Origin of the sequence: Streptomyces sp. NPDC047085, assembly GCF_040643735.1 — a bacterium.
Classification (GTDB): Bacteria; Actinomycetota; Actinomycetes; order Streptomycetales; family Streptomycetaceae; genus Streptomyces.
Genome location: NZ_JBEYUW010000007.1, coordinates 57,154 through 71,327 on the forward strand (window position 1 = coordinate 57,154; position 14,174 = coordinate 71,327).

General features: G+C 70.0%; 8 protein-coding genes and 3 pseudogenes. 8 read left to right on the forward strand and 3 right to left on the reverse strand.

What is annotated here, in order from left to right; all coding sequences use genetic code 11:
- Positions 1–107: 107 nt before the first annotated feature.
- Positions 108–2,480 carry a SpoIIE family protein phosphatase gene (locus ABZ865_RS24005; RefSeq protein ID WP_361233836.1) on the forward strand — a complete coding sequence of 791 codons (2,373 nt, stop codon included), beginning with the start codon at positions 108–110 and terminating at the stop codon, positions 2,478–2,480.
- Between the two features lie 5 nt (positions 2,481–2,485).
- Positions 2,486–2,890, forward strand: a pseudogene (locus tag ABZ865_RS24010) (glycoside hydrolase family 11 protein); the annotation flags it as partial.
- 64 nt (positions 2,891–2,954) lie between these two features.
- Here ABZ865_RS24010 and ABZ865_RS24015 read toward each other — a convergent pair.
- The 3 genes from ABZ865_RS24015 to ABZ865_RS24025 are packed head-to-tail and all read right to left on the reverse strand — an operon-like array spanning position 2,955 to position 7,477.
- A complete protein-coding gene (locus ABZ865_RS24015) occupies positions 2,955–3,929 on the reverse strand; it encodes an antibiotic biosynthesis monooxygenase (RefSeq protein WP_361233839.1) in 975 nt (324 codons plus the stop codon).
- Between the two features lie 6 nt (positions 3,930–3,935).
- The gene (locus tag ABZ865_RS24020; RefSeq protein ID WP_361233842.1) at positions 3,936–6,653 is read right to left on the reverse strand and encodes a molybdopterin cofactor-binding domain-containing protein; all 2,718 of its coding nucleotides are present in this window, start codon (positions 6,651–6,653) and stop codon (positions 3,936–3,938) included.
- Complete coding sequence (locus ABZ865_RS24025; protein ID WP_361233845.1) at positions 6,650–7,477, reverse strand: FAD binding domain-containing protein; 828 nt, start codon at positions 7,475–7,477, stop codon at positions 6,650–6,652. Before ABZ865_RS24025 ends, ABZ865_RS24020 begins: the two co-directional genes overlap by 4 nt.
- 581 nt (positions 7,478–8,058) lie before the next feature.
- Here ABZ865_RS24025 and ABZ865_RS24030 point away from each other — a divergent pair.
- From ABZ865_RS24030 to ABZ865_RS24055, 6 genes and pseudogenes are all read left to right on the forward strand, one after another.
- Positions 8,059–8,826 (forward strand): annotated as a pseudogene (locus ABZ865_RS24030) (glycoside hydrolase domain-containing protein); the annotation flags it as partial.
- A gap of 54 nt (positions 8,827–8,880) precedes the next feature.
- Positions 8,881–9,149 (forward strand): annotated as a pseudogene (locus ABZ865_RS24035) (M23 family peptidase); the annotation flags it as partial.
- A 221-nt stretch (positions 9,150–9,370) separates the two neighbouring features.
- Complete coding sequence (locus ABZ865_RS24040; protein ID WP_361233848.1) at positions 9,371–10,387, forward strand: GlxA family transcriptional regulator; 1,017 nt, start codon at positions 9,371–9,373, stop codon at positions 10,385–10,387.
- The gene (locus ABZ865_RS24045; RefSeq protein ID WP_361233851.1) at positions 10,384–12,216 is read left to right on the forward strand and encodes a thiamine pyrophosphate-binding protein; all 1,833 of its coding nucleotides are present in this window, start codon (positions 10,384–10,386) and stop codon (positions 12,214–12,216) included. The genes ABZ865_RS24040 and ABZ865_RS24045 overlap by 4 nt, the downstream gene beginning before the upstream one ends.
- Complete coding sequence (locus tag ABZ865_RS24050; protein WP_361233854.1) at positions 12,188–12,841, forward strand: SRPBCC family protein; 654 nt, start codon at positions 12,188–12,190, stop codon at positions 12,839–12,841. Before ABZ865_RS24045 ends, ABZ865_RS24050 begins: the two co-directional genes overlap by 29 nt.
- Entirely contained in the window at positions 12,838–13,857 is a 1,020-nt protein-coding gene (locus tag ABZ865_RS24055; protein ID WP_361233857.1) for a 3-oxoacyl-[acyl-carrier-protein] synthase III C-terminal domain-containing protein, read from the forward strand. Before ABZ865_RS24050 ends, ABZ865_RS24055 begins: the two co-directional genes overlap by 4 nt.
- Positions 13,858–14,174: the final 317 nt, after the last annotated feature.

Sequence of the window (14,174 nt, forward strand, 5' to 3'; positions counted from 1 at the left end):
CCTGGCCTGGCCTCGGTTTCCCGGTGCGCGCTGCCGGCCGTCGCGCCTGCGGTTGTCGTCCGTCGTGGGGCACGGGATGCTGAGGGAGCACGAAGGGAAGCGGTGTCATGGATCGTTTTCCGAACGCCCCCGACGTCGATTTCCACAGTCCTCTGGAACTCTCCAAGGCCGCCGCCGCAGTACTGGACGCCGCGGGCCGCATCTCCGGGTGGGGGTCCTCGGCCCAGCGCCTCCTCGGACACGCGCCCGAGGACGTGCTCGGGCAGCCGGCCACCGTGCTGCTGGCGTCGGGCCCCGGGCATCGGCTGTCCGCCCTCTGCAAGGCGCACAAGCCCCGGAGCACGGTCCTGGACCTCTGCTGCCGGGACGGACGTACCCTGCGGGCCGCCGTGACCTTCAGCCCGCTCGCGCATCAGGGCGTCGCCGCGACCATCGTGGTCGCGGCCGACCTGGAGGCGCTGCGCGGCTGGGAGGCGCAGCTGGCGCTGTTGCAGGGGATGGCGACCGAGTCTCCCGTGGGCCTGACGATCTTCGACACCGACATGCGCGTCGTCTGGGGGAACGTCTCCACCGATCTGGAGCTCGCCGGGATCGCCGACTACATCGGCCGGCCGGCCGAGGATCTCTTCCCCGAGGGCGAGTTCATCTCCCGCCACCACCCCCCGGACGAAGACCAGATCATGGAGCACGTCATGTCGACGGGGGAACCGATCATGGGCATGCACTATCGCGGGCGTGCCCCCGCCGACCCGGTGCGCGAGCACGTCTGGTCCTGTTCGTACCACCGGATGGTGGACGCCCGTGGCGAACCGCTGGGGCTGTTCGAGGAGTCCCTGGACATCACCGAGCGATACCGCGCCCAGGAACGGCTTTCGCTGCTCGTGCGCGCGGGCAAGCGCATCGGCGCCTCGCTGGACGTGCGCCGTACGGCGGCGGAGCTCGCCGACGTGGCGGTGCCGCAGCTGGCCGACGAGGTGCAGGTGGACCTGCCGCCGGCGGTCATCGAGGGACGGCAGCCGCCGACGGGCTCGGCGCCGGGGCACAGTCTGCTGCGGATGCACGGCCGGACCCCCGAGGAGTTCCGGACCAGTCCCGTCTCCTACCCGCCGTCGTCGCCGCAGGCTCTGAGTCTGGCCACCAGCCGCCCCATCGTCGACGCCGCCCCGCCCGAGTCGTCGGGCGAGGTGGGACCTGCCGCCGCGCACTCCTGCCTCTTCGTCCCGCTGCTCACCCGTGACGCGGTCCTGGGCCTGGCCACCTTCCGGCGCAGCAGCAACCCCGACCCCTTCGGGCCCGAGGAGCAGACGCTCGCCGTGGAACTCGCCGAGCGAGCCGCCGTGGGCATCGACAACGCCCGCCGCTACACCAGCCAGCACGCGGCGGCCCTGGTCCTGCAGCGGAGCCTGCTGCCGCAGCGCCTGCCCGAGCAGACCGCGGTCGACGTGGCGTACCGCTACCTGCCCGCCGACAGCCGCGTGGGCGTGGGCGGCGACTGGTTCGACCTGATCTCGCTGTCCGGCGCCAGAGTGGGCCTGACCGTCGGCGACGTGGTGGGCCACGGCATGCACGCGGCCGCGACCATGGGCCGGCTGCGCGGCACCGTACGGACCCTGGCCCTGCTGGACCTGGACCCGGCCGAGCTGCTCACCCGGCTGGACGGCCTGGTCGCGCAGGACTCGGAGCCCCGCGGTGACGACGGACTGAGCGACGAGACGCTCGGGGTGACCTGCCTGTACGCGATCTACGATCCGGTCAGCGGCCGGTGCGTCTGGGCGAGCGCGGGCCATCCCCCGCCGATCGTGGCCGACGCGAGCGGCTCGGTGGCCCTGTCCGCGCTGGCGCCGGGACCGCCCCTGGGGCTGGGCGGCCTGCCCTACGAGAACGTCGAGCTGAGCCTGTCCCGCGGCAGCGTGGTGGCGTTCTTCACCGACGGCGTCGTGGAGGACCGGCGCACCGACATCGACAGTGGCATCGACCGTCTCTCCCAGATGCTCACCTGGCACCGGTGCCCACTGGAGGAGTTGTGCGACCGGGCGATGTCGGCCCTGCCGCCCGGACCGCAGGCGGACGACGCCACGCTGCTGCTCGTCCGCACCCGGCGGCTCGGCGCCGACCATGTGGCGGACCTGGAACTGCCGCCCGACCCGGCGATGGTGGCGCACGCCCGCACGGTCGCCGAGCGCCAGTTGGAGACCTGGGGCCTGTCCGAACTGTCGTTCACCGTCGAACTCGTGGTGAGCGAACTGGTCACCAACAGCATCCGGTACGCCACCGGACCCGTCATGCTGAGGCTGATCAAGGACCGCTCCCTGCTGTGCGAGGTCTCGGACAACGCGCACACGGCACCTCACCTGCGGCGGGCGCGCCGGGACGACGAGGGGGGCCGGGGCCTGTTCCTCGTCGCCCAGATGTCCCAGCGCTGGGGCACGCGGTACACCGCGTCCGGCAAGACCATCTGGGCGGAACTGGCGATCCCTTAACTAGCGGCTGGACCTCGAACCCGCTCGTCGAGTACTACATCGTCGACAACTGGGGCACCTAGCGGCCGACCGGAACGTACAAGGGCACCGTCACCAGCGACGGCGGCACCTACGACATCTACGAGTCCACCGGCAACCACTTCGACGCCTGGGCCAGTCACGGCATGAAGCTGGGCAGCTTCAACTACTACATGATCCTCGCGACGGAGGGCTACCAGAGCAGCGGCAGCTCCAACATCACCCTGGGCGACTCCGGTTCCGGAGGCGGGGGCGGTGGTGGCGGGTGCACCGCGACTCTCTCCGCCGGCCAGCAGTGGAGCGACCGCTACAACCTCAACGTCTCCGTCGCCGGCGCCGGCAACTGGACCGTCACCATGAACGTCCCCGCCCCCGAGAAGATCCTCGCCACCTCGGCTCCACCACCTGGCTCACCGTCACCTGCACCCCCAACTGACCACCGGGCTCGCCGGAACGTCAGGGCAGCGTCCAGAACCGGACCGTGACGAGGTAGAAGATGACGGCCCAGGAGGCCATCACCACCGCGACGATACCGAGGCCACGGAGGTTGCTCCGTGCCGCCGGCTCGTCCGGCGGTGGCCGCAGCCATCGCCCGAGCAGCGGGTTCACGTAGTAGGGCATGGTCAGGAAGCTCATGATGAAGCTCGACAGCAGGTTGCCCACGAGCAGTCCGATCCAGAGCCGCAGGTGCAGCGGGGACAGAGCGAGCGTCAGCAGCACGACGGTCGGGTAGAGGCCGACCCAGATGGCGAGGGAGGTCCTCGTCTCGGATGGCGGCGGCGGTGCCTCCTTGCCGTTGCCCTCGAAGGCGAACCAACTGCCGAACGAGTTGTCGATCGTACGGAGTTTGAAGTCGCTGAACTTCTCGCCCTCGGCCAGGATCTTCTGCCGCTGGGGCGACGTCAGCCAGGCGTCGAGGTGCTCGGCGCTGTCGTAGCGGTACAGCGTGGTCCACTCCTCCTGGAGCCCTTCGATGGGGCGGAAGAGCTCGGACCCGCGAAAGCCCTCGAACTTGCTCTCCTCCTGGACCATGTGGTGCTGCCAGGCGAGGAAGTCGTCGACCTGGTTCGGGTGGACGCGGTGGGTGACGACCACGGTGACCAGCGGATCCAGTGACTGGGTGCCGCTGCTCACGACCTGCTGGGTCGCCGGCCCGTCGAAGTACTTGGCGCCGACGTCGAGATACGTCTGCCTGGTCGCGCTGTTGATCCACGCCTGCAGATGCGCCACCGAGTCGAACCGGTACACGACGACCCAGTCGGGTTGCAGCTTTGTCGGCGGGGAGATCTCGGCACCGAGGAAACCGGGGTAGTAGGAGGCCGCGGTGTTGAGGTCCTTCTGCCACGACTCGAACTCGCGCTCCTTCCCGGGCAGGACCTTCTGGCCGATGATCGCCGTCGCCGCGGCGGCTAGGTTCTTTCCGGTGCTCATGGTGGGTCAGCCTGTCGACACCGACTGCTCCGCGGGGAGCCGGCCGTATATGCGTTCCGGGGTCAGCGGCAGCGCACGGTAGCGGACGCCCGTGGCGTCATGCACCGCGTTCGCGAGCGCGGGGGCCACCGGGTTGATGCAGCACTCGGCCATCCCCTTCGCCCGCATGGGCCCCACCGAATCCGCCGAGCCCACCAGGAGCACCTCGGTGCGGGGGATGTCGGCATAGGTGGGGATGCGGTAGTTCCGGAGGTTCGGGTTGACCATGACGCCGCTGTCGTCGACGTGATGGTTCTCGGTCAGCGCGAAGCCGATTCCCTGGGCGACACCGCCCTCTATCTGTCCCCGGACCTGCGCCGGGTTGATGATCACCCCGACGTCCGCCGCCTGCACGCTGTACAGGATCCGTATCTCACCCGTCACGCGGTGCACGGCGACCCGGAACCCCTGCGTGTTGGAGGTGACGCTGCGGGGCGAGCCGTAGGCCTTGCGTGCGGCGGTGAAACGGATTCCACGCGCCCGGGCCAGCGCGACGAGTTCGGCCAGGGACACCCGCCGGTCCCCGCAGACGACACCGTCGTCGTCCATCGTGCACATCACGACGTGGACGCCCGTGTGCGCCGCGGCGAATTCCAGGATGCGGTCGCGCACCGCATTGGCCGCCCGCAGGACGGCGTTGCCCGCCACGAAGAGGCCCGCGCTCGCGAAGGCGCCGGTGTCGAATCCGGTGCGGTCGGTGTCGGACTGCACCAGACGGATCCGCGAGGGTGTCGTGCCCAGCTGGTTGGCCGCGATCTGGACGTGGGCCGTGGAGGTTCCCTCACCGAACTCGGGTGTCCCGACGGCCAGTTCGTAGATGAGATCGTCGCCCAGCGTGACCCAGGCCTCGGAGAGGTGTTCCGTCGGGGGTGCGGTCTCGTGCAGGGAACTCGCCACGCCGGCTCCGACGAGCCACTCCGGGCCGGGCGGCGGCTGGCCTGCCGTACGGGCCAGGGCCTCGCCCACCAGGTCGATGCACCGGGCGAGTCCGTCCTCGGTGTAGATCACGTCGTCGGGACCGTCGTGCATCGCGACCAGGGGCTCGCCCGGCCGCACGATGTTGCGTCGGCGCAGTTCCAGCGGGTCGAGGTGAAGGGCGCGGGCCAGTTCGTCCATCGCCGACTCCACGGCGAACGCCGGCTGCGTCATCCCGTAGCCGCGCAGCGCCCCGCTCGGCACGGTGTTCGTGTAGACGGAGTAGGCGTCGTACTTCTTGTTGGGGCAGCGGTAGATCATGACGGCCGCTCCGCCCGCGTACACCGTCTCGCCGCCGTGGTTGCCGTAGGCGCCCGTGTTCGACACGTTGCGCACCTGGAAGGCGGTGAGCGTTCCGTCGGCCTTCGCGCCGAGCTTGACCGTCAGGGTCATCGGATGCCGCGGCGAGGCCGTGGTGAACTCCTCCTCACGGGTGAACTCGAGACAGGTGGGCCGCCCGGTGTCCAGGGTGGCGAGCGCGACCAGGTCCTCCGCGATCACCTCCTGCTTGCCGCCGAATCCGCCGCCGACGCGCTTGCAGAACACCCTCACCTGGTCCGGGCGCAGCGCGAACAGGTACTCCAGTTTGACCTTCGCGATCGACGGTGACTGCGAACTGGTACGGACGTTCAGGCGGCCGTCCTCCATCCACGCGATCGAACCGTGGGTCTCCAGATGCGCGTGCTGCACCCGCGGTGTGACGTACGTGCCTTCGTGGATCACGTCGGCCGCGGCGAATCCCGCGTCGACGTCGCCGATGTGCGAGTGGAGTTCGAGCAGGATGTTGTGGACGGGGTCGCGGACGAACGGATCGTCGGAACCGTGCAGTTGGGGCGCGCCGTCGGCCATCGCCGCCTCGGGGTCGAACACCGCCGGCAGCACCTCGTACTCGACCGCGAGACGCCGGCAGCCCTCCTCGGCCGCTCCGACCGTGTCGGCGAGGACCGCGGCGACGCGCTGGCCGGCGAAGCGGACCGTGTCGTCGAGGATGTAGGTGTCGTCCGGGTCGACCAGGTGGTCGGTGTGGATCGCCGTGGTGAAGCGTCTGCGGGGCACGTCCTCCCAGGTGTAGACCCGGTGCACGCCGGGCACCGCGAGGGCGGCGCTCTTGTCGATCGAGAGGATCCGGGCGTGCGCGTGGGGCGAGTGCAGCACTTTGAGGTGCAGCATGCCGTCGATCCGCGTGTCCATGGTGAACTCGGCGTGACCCGTCACCACGTCGTGGCCCGCGGGCGCGCCGACACTCGTCCCGACGGCCTTGCCCGGTGCCGCCGTCTCCACCGCGCTGACGCCCTTCACGGCGTCCTCGATCGCCCGGTATCCGGTGCAGCGGCAGAGGTTGCCCTTCAACGCCCGCGGCAGATCCGCCTTCTGCTCCTCGGTGAAGGTCGCCGACGTCATGATCATCCCCGCGGTGCAGAACCCGCACTGGAACCCCGGGGCGTCCTCGAACTGCCGCTGCATGGGATGCGGGGCGCCGGGCCGTCCGAGGCCCTCGATGGTAGTCACCTCACGGCCCTCCGCGCGGAACGCGGGGGTGATGCAGCTGTGGACCGGTTCGCCGTCCAGCCACACCGTGCAGGCGCCGCAGTCGCCCGCGTCGCACCCCTTCTTGACGCCGAAGTGGCCGAGTTCGCGCAGGAAGGTGCGCAGGCACTGACCGGGGGCCGGCTCCCGGTCGAACTCCTTGCCGTTCACGAGGTAGCTCATGCCAGGTCCCCAGCCGTGAGTTCATGGCAGATCTCCTCGGCGAAGTACCGTGTCAGATGCCGACGGTGGTCCGGGGTCCCATTGGGGTCGGCGAACCAGACGTCGGCCGGTACGGCGTCGATGCTCTGCCGCAGGGTTCGAACGTCGGGCAGGGAGTCGAAGGCGATGCGGACCGGCCGCGTCGTGCCGGCGGTGATGGTGAGCAACAGGTCGTTCGCTCCCAGCCGTTGCGTGCCGACGAGGAACACCGTCGAACGGCCGAGCCGGGTCAGTGTGAAGCGACGGTGTGCGGTGCGTTTGCGCAGCGCGTGCTCCGGAATGGTGATGCGCCGAAGGATCTCCCCGGGGGCGAGGACGTTGCGGTGGTCGCCCGTGACGAAGTCGAGGGCGTCGACGAAGCGCACGGAGCCGTCCGGCGCCCATAGTTCGTACTGCGCCTCCAGCGCCACCGTCAACGTGATCATCGGGCCGGCGGGCAAGGACATGCAGATGTTTCCGCCGACGGTCGCCGCGTTCCAGACCTTGAACGAGGAGAGGAACGCCTCGCAGCTCTTCCGGAAGAGAATTCCGGCGGTCCAGCAGTCCGGCCAGGGGAAGGCGTACAGATCGCGGATCGTACAGGTGGCGCCGATCTCCAGGCCCTCGCCCGTCGGAACGAGAGGCTCCCAGCCCAACGCCGTCAGGTCGATCAGCCGTCGCAGGTCCGGCTGCTCCGTGGAATAGAGCCATGTGCCGCCCGCGAGCCAGGCGTCGCCCTCGTGCCAGTCCATGCCGGGACGCTCGGCCGGTGGCCGGACTACTTCGGTGATGGTGTTGAGGTCCATGAGAACCGACCTACGGGAGAACGGACCTACGGAAAGACACCTGTCCCCTGGCACTGTTGGAGTCGATCTCCCGCCGACCGAGCAGGTGTCGGCCGCCATGCCGCACCGTTCGGGCGGCTGAACCGCGAGGAACCGGCGGACACAGACACTTTTGCCATATTTGCCACAGCTTATCGCAGCATGCGGATGAGGGCTCGGCCGACAGCGTCCAAGAGTGACCGACTTGCCACAGACGGTCACCTCGATGTTCGGGTTCGCCCCGATGACCCCCGATCCTGCGGAGGCTCCGGCCCATTGACGCCCACTCACCCCGTTCCCAGGCTTTCCGAAATCGATTCCACCCCCCCGCCTCCTTCCCCCCATACGGAGCCAACCATGGTGGAACTGCCCGGAAAGCGGCGGAGACCACTCCTGTGCGCCCTCGCGGACTGGTCGCCCTCGTCCTCGCACTCCTGCCGTCCGTCGCCCAGGCCGACCGGGCGACAGCGCGCGCGGCAGCAGCCGGCGCCGCGACCTTCACCAACCCCATCAGGCAGCACGTCAGCGACCCGTATGTCATCCAGTACGGCGGCTACTACTACATGACCAGTACGGACGGCTGCGACGCGGGCTACCTGTGCGTGTGGAAGTCGGCCACCATCACCGGCTTCGCCACGGCCGAGAAGCACGACGTGTTCCGCATCCCCGCCGTACAGTCGAACTCGGCCGAAGTCTGGGCGCCCCCCGAGCACCTCCACGATGAGCGCCTGGGGGCGTCCCCCTACCGGGCCGTGGGCGTGTACATCGGCGGCAACAGCCGGGCCTGTGCCCAGCCCAATCTCACCTCGTCCTGGGTCAGCACGGTGACCGCCAACGGCTGGCACTTGATCCCGACCTACGTCGGCTCCCAGGCGCCCTGCACCTCCTTCGGCCACCGCGTCTCCACCGACCCGGCAACCGCCCGGGGCCAGGGCACCGCGGAAGCCGACGACGCCGTCGCCCAGGCACAGGCGATCGGACTCCCGGCCAACAGCGTCCTCTACGACGACATGGAGGGCTACGACAACACCAACTCCTCCTGCAGCACCGGCGTCCTGAACCACCTCTCCGCCTGGATCGACGAACTGCACGCGCGTGGCTACCGCTCCGGTGTCTACTCCAGCGCCGCCTCCGGCATGCGTGACCTGGCCGCGCAGTACACCACCGGGGCCTACAGCATGCCGGACCACATCTGGTTCGCCTGGTGGAACAACGCCGCCGACACCAACGCCGGCACGTACGTGCCTGCCGCCGACTGGGCCGAACACCAGCGCATCCACCAGTACTTCGGGGGCACCAACCAGACCTGGGGCGGGGTCACCGTCAACATCGACGGCGACTACCTCGACGTGTCCGACGGAGGCAGCGTTCCCCCGCCGCCCACCAAGTACTGGGTGGACACCTTCGCCACCGCCCCGGTCTACGCCTCGCCGACCAGCACCACCCAGACCGGCACCCTGAAGCCGGCACCAACTACGTCTACTGCAAGGTCTGGGGCCGCCAGATCGGCAACGCCACGGCCTACAACCACTGGTGGCTCAAGACCGACCCCGACACCGGACCCGCCAACCAGTACGTCTCCGCCTACTACCTCTCCCGCTGGGGCAACGACGAGGCCAAGGACAACAACGGCACCGTCATCCCCGACTGCTGAACCCCGTGCCTCCGGCGGACCACCACCCGCCGGAGGCACCGTCCGTCCGCGTGCACCTCGTCCTCTTCGCTCCTTGTGAGCTGCCTCACCCATCGATGTCGGTGCCCGTGCGCAAACCGGCTGGTTGGCAGACCGCTCCCCCTCCCGACGACCGCCTGTTGGCCGGATACGTCAATAAACTGTCATTGCGGCCAGTGCGTTGCCCGATACAGGCTGTGACCGTGCTTGAGCGACGTGTTGTTGTGGTGGTGTACGCGGGTGCGATGGTCCTGGACATCACCGGACCGATCGAAGTGTTCGACACGGCCAACCGGCTCCTCGCCCCGTCGAGCGCCCCCTACCGGATCGACCTGGTCTCCGCCGACGCACCACTGGTGCGCACGAGTTCAGGAGTGACGGTGGAGGCCTCACCCCTGGAGGCAGGGCACGGTCCCATCGACACGCTTCTCGTTCCGGGCGGGTGGAGTCTCGGCGAAGCGCTCCAGGACCGGGCGCTGGTCTCCTGGATCGGCCGTGCGGCGGCCCGTTCGCGCAGGGTGGCCTCCGTATGCGGCGGGTCCTTCCTGCTGGCCGAGGCGGGCCTGCTGGACGGCAGACGCGCCACCACGCACTGGGCGTACACCGACGCGATGGCCTGCCGCTACCCGGACGTGACGGTGGACGCCGAGCCGATCTTCGTCTGGGACGGCCCCTTCGTGACCTCTGCGGGCGTGTCCACCGGGATCGACATGGCGCTCGCCCTGGTGGAGGCCGATCACGGTGCGGGGCTCGCGTTGGAGACGGCGCGGTATCTGGTGCTCTTCCTGAAACGGCACGGAGGGCAGCCCCAGTTCAGCGCCGTCCTCGACGCCCAGTTGGCCGACCATCCACCGATCCGGACCGCACAGGAGTGGATTCTCGAGAACCTGCACAACCCCTTACCCGTGGCCGAGATCGCCCAGCGGGCCAACATGAGCCTGCGAAATTTCGCCCGGGTCTTCCGACGCGAGGTGGGCACGACGCCCGGCCAGTACGTCGAGCGGACACGCATCGCCCGCGCACGCGAACTGCTGGAAACCACCGACCTGACGATCAGCCAGGTCGCGGCCCGCTGCGGATTCGCCGCCACCGAGACGTTCTTCCGCTCCTTCGGACGCACCCTGGGGCTCACCCCGAAGGAGTACCGGCACCGCTTCCAGGTCATCACGCCATCCGGCCTCATCGACCCGCACCATGAGACGGACAGGAGCCCCGCATGATCACCCCGACCTCGGACGTGCCCGAGGCAGGAACGGTACGCCTCGTCGACCACCTGGCCGGGGAACTCGCCACGGCCGGCGTCACCCATGTGTTCGGCGTCGGCGGCGCGAACATCGAGGACCTGTACGACGCCGTTCACCGCACCGGCAGCGTCCGCTGCGTCGTCGCCAAGCACGAGTTCTCCGCGGTCACCATGGCCGACGGTTACGCTCGAACCACCGGGTGTCTCGGCGTGGTTGCCGCCACCTCGGGCGGCGGTGCGATGAATCTGGTACCGGGTCTGGCGGAAGCGCACGCCTCCCGGGTCCCCGTGCTGGCCCTGGTGGGCCAGCCGCCGACCGGCCAGGCGGGCCACGGGGCGTTCCAGGACTCCAGCGGCAAGGGGGGCTCCTTCGACGCCGCGGAGGTCTTCGCACCGGTCTCCCGGTTCTGCGCCTGGGTCGAGGACCCGGGCTCGCTCCAGGAGTTACTGCCCCAGGCGATGGCGGCGGCACAGGCCGAGCCCCGGGGTCCGGCGGTGCTGCTCCTGCCCAAGGACGTGCAGCAGGCACGGATCCCGTTGCCCGGCCGCGGCACGGCGGCGGCACCGGGCGTGGCGCTGCCGGCGTCGACGCCTGGCGTGGCGCTGCCGGCACCGACGGCAGCGGCGCCCCGGGTGGACAGCTCGGCCCTCACCGCCGTGACGGACATCCTGCGCGGAGCCGGCCGCGCCCTCGTCATCGCCGGTGAGGGCGTGGCCGCCGCGGACGCGCGTCCCGAACTGGCCGAACTGGCCCGGAAGCTCGGGGCGTGGGTGGCGGTCACCCCCGACGCCAAGGATGTCTTCGACAACCGTGATCCCCGGTTCGCCGGCGTGGCCGGGGTGATGGGCCATGCCAACGTAGAGGACTGTCTGCGGCGGGCCGACGTGTGCCTGCTGGTCGGTACCCGGCTGCCGCTCCTGGCGCGCGGCGGCCTCGACCGGGCCCTGGCCGCCACCGAAGTCGTATGCCTCGATCCCGAACCGCCGTTCGTGCCGGGCACCGCACTGGGCGGGGGCCTGCGGGACGCGCTGCGCGCGGTGACCGGCCGGCTCCCGACGCGCCCGCAGGACTGCCCGCAGCACTCCGGTCCCCTCCCCTCGCCCATGCGGGCCCCGGTGTCCCCGGCCACCGGGCGGACCGTCCCCTACGCCCAGGCGATCGCCGCGGTGGAGGCGGCGCTTCCCGAGTGTGCGCACGTGTTCGTGGACGCCGGCAACGCGGGTGCCAGCGCGGTCCATCTCCTCCCCGCACCGCGCCACGGCCGGTTCGTGGTGGCGGTCGGCATGGGCGGTATGGGCTACACCTTCGGTGCGGGCATCGGCGCCGCGCTCGCCACCGGGCGTCGCACCTATGTCCTCGCCGGCGACGGTTCCTTCTTCATGCACGGGATGGAAGTGCACACCGCCGTGGAGTACGCCGCCCCCGTGACCTTCGTCGTCTTCAACAACAACGCCCACGCCATGTGCGCGCTGCGGGAGGAGTTCCTCCAGGGCGGCGTCCGCAGCGACGACCTGTTCGGCCGGACCGACCTCGCCGCCGGGGTGGCCGCCGCCTTCCCGTCGCTCGACGTCACCGGAGCCGACGACGCGGCGCAGTTGCGCGAGGCACTGCTGCGCAGCAACACGAGCGGCCGACCCGCGTTCGTCGCACTGGACTGCGACCCGGGGGAGATCCCTCCGTTCCTCCCCTTCCAGTCCTTCCAGTCCTTCCAGTCCCACCCGTCCTTCGCCCCAGCCACCGACAGCACTGAACGCCCCGGCAGCAAGGAGAATTCGGATGAGCGAGGAGTCGTCCACGTTGGCTGACATCCCCGGCCTGATGCGGATCGAGAACCCCGGCAAGGAGGAGCTGGCCGCCCACTGCATGGAGCTCACCCACGCCGTCTACCCGCACCATCAGGTCTACGGGCAGTACTGCACCATCCACGAATACGTCGACTGCCCCCCGGAGCAGGCCTACGATTACCTCCGCCAGGGCCACCACCTGGAGGAGTGGACCTGCAGCCTGCGGGACTTCGCCCCCACCGGCACACCGGGGCTGTGGGTCGGCCACGACCGGCTCGAGGACGACACCAGGATCTACTGCAGGGTGGCCGCGAACCCCGAGGCCATGACCGTGGACTACCACTGCTCCTGGGACCAGGGCGAGAAGCTGTGGATGATCTACCTGATGCGTGTCGTACCGGCCCGCCTGGTGCTCGACAAGCCGGGTTCGGTGATCACATGGACCAACTGCCGGCACCCCTACTACGACGCCAACCCGCACCCCGGCCTGGCCCCCCGCCCCGACCGGCCCTGGGTGGGCGACTACTGGGACCTCTTCTACGCGGGGCACACGCTGGAGATGAACAACCTCAAGGCCATCCTCGAACATCGCCACCGCAACGGCCTGCCCGTCAGCGTGGCTCCGACCACGGCGGTACCGCGATGACCACGGTCAGTCTCACCGACGTCGCGGGCTACCTCCCCGGCGAGCCGGTCCCCGCCGCGTTCTACACCGACTACCCCGGGGCCGAGGACAAGCTCCGCGACCATCCCATGTTCAGGGTCCCGCCGACACGGCACCATGTGGCCCCGGACGAGACCAACACGGACATGATCGAGCGTGCCGTCCAGCCCCTGATCGAACGGCACGGCAGGGCCGCGATCCGAGGCGTCGACGTGCTGTTGGTACACAGCCAGCTGCCGGACCTGCCCTTCGTGGGCGCCGGCACCGAGGTGGCACGCCGGCTGGGCCTGAACCCGGAGTGGCTCGTCGACGTGGCCAACGCGGGCTGCGCCTCCTTCGTACACATGCTGAAGCTGGCCCGGCAGATCCTCACGACCACCGACGCGAAGACCGCGCTGATCTGCAACGCGCAGAGCGCCGCGGGCCAGTGCTTCACGCAGTCCGACGTGCGCAGGCTCGCCCAGGCGGCGGTCCCGGGCGACGGCTGCGGCGTCGGGTATGTGACGACATCGGCCGTCGCCCCGGTCCTCGGCGTGGAGACCCGGCACATCGGCGCGTACGCCGGCGACATGACCGTGGCGCTCGACGACGGCCGCAAGTACTGGGAGCCGGGAGAGTCCCAGTTGCGGATCGGGTTCACCGACGCCGGCGTCGCCAAGGTCCTGGCACGCGGCAACCGACTCGTCCCGGAGGCCGTCACCGAGCTGTGCCGACGGCTCGGTGTGGCGACCGGCGACATCGACGTCCTCATCACCAACCAGCCGAACCGCACCTTCCTGCGGAACTGGCAGGAGGCGCTGCAACTGCCCGCCGAACGGCACCTGAACACCTTCGACCAGTACGGCAACCTCTTCGGAGCGGCCATCCCAGTCACCCTCAACCGCGCGATCCGCTCGGGCCGGCTGAAGGACGGTGACCTGGTGGTCCTGGCGGGCTTCGCCCACGCGGGCGACTTCGCCGGCGCCGCCGCCGTCCGCTGGCACGGCGGGCGGGTCTGACCGCTGGCCGTCCGCGCCGACATGGTGGCCGCACGCCTAGCTGACCCTCGAACTATGGTGCCCCACCACATGTGTTCCTGACCTGCAGCGTCCGGGACGCGCGGCACACGATGGGCCCGACGATCTACGTCGGAACCGGTCAAGTCTTCCGACTCAACCGGATCCGTGTCGAGGCGTTCTCATTGACCGCCCCATTGGCTCGGCACGGCACCGCGCAGCGTCAGTCCGCGGAAGAGCAGCTTCAGGGCAATCCGGCTTCCCCGCATGCTGTGGCAGCGGGACGCACGCAAGGACCGCGACAGGCAGCTCCGGCAAGG

Excerpts from the sequence above, each read along its gene's own strand:
- ABZ865_RS24015 (WP_361233839.1), bottom strand. The coding sequence starts at position 3,929 with ATGAGCACCGGAAAGAACCTAGCCGCCGCGGCGACGGCGATCATCGGC.
- ABZ865_RS24045 (WP_361233851.1), top strand. The coding sequence starts at position 10,384 with ATGATCACCCCGACCTCGGACGTGCCCGAGGCAGGAACGGTACGCCTC.
- ABZ865_RS24025 (WP_361233845.1), bottom strand. The coding sequence starts at position 7,477 with ATGGACCTCAACACCATCACCGAAGTAGTCCGGCCACCGGCCGAGCGT.
- ABZ865_RS24055 (WP_361233857.1), top strand. The coding sequence starts at position 12,838 with ATGACCACGGTCAGTCTCACCGACGTCGCGGGCTACCTCCCCGGCGAG.
- ABZ865_RS24020 (WP_361233842.1), bottom strand. The coding sequence starts at position 6,653 with ATGAGCTACCTCGTGAACGGCAAGGAGTTCGACCGGGAGCCGGCCCCC.
- ABZ865_RS24050 (WP_361233854.1), top strand. The coding sequence starts at position 12,188 with ATGAGCGAGGAGTCGTCCACGTTGGCTGACATCCCCGGCCTGATGCGG.
- ABZ865_RS24005 (WP_361233836.1), top strand. The coding sequence starts at position 108 with ATGGATCGTTTTCCGAACGCCCCCGACGTCGATTTCCACAGTCCTCTG.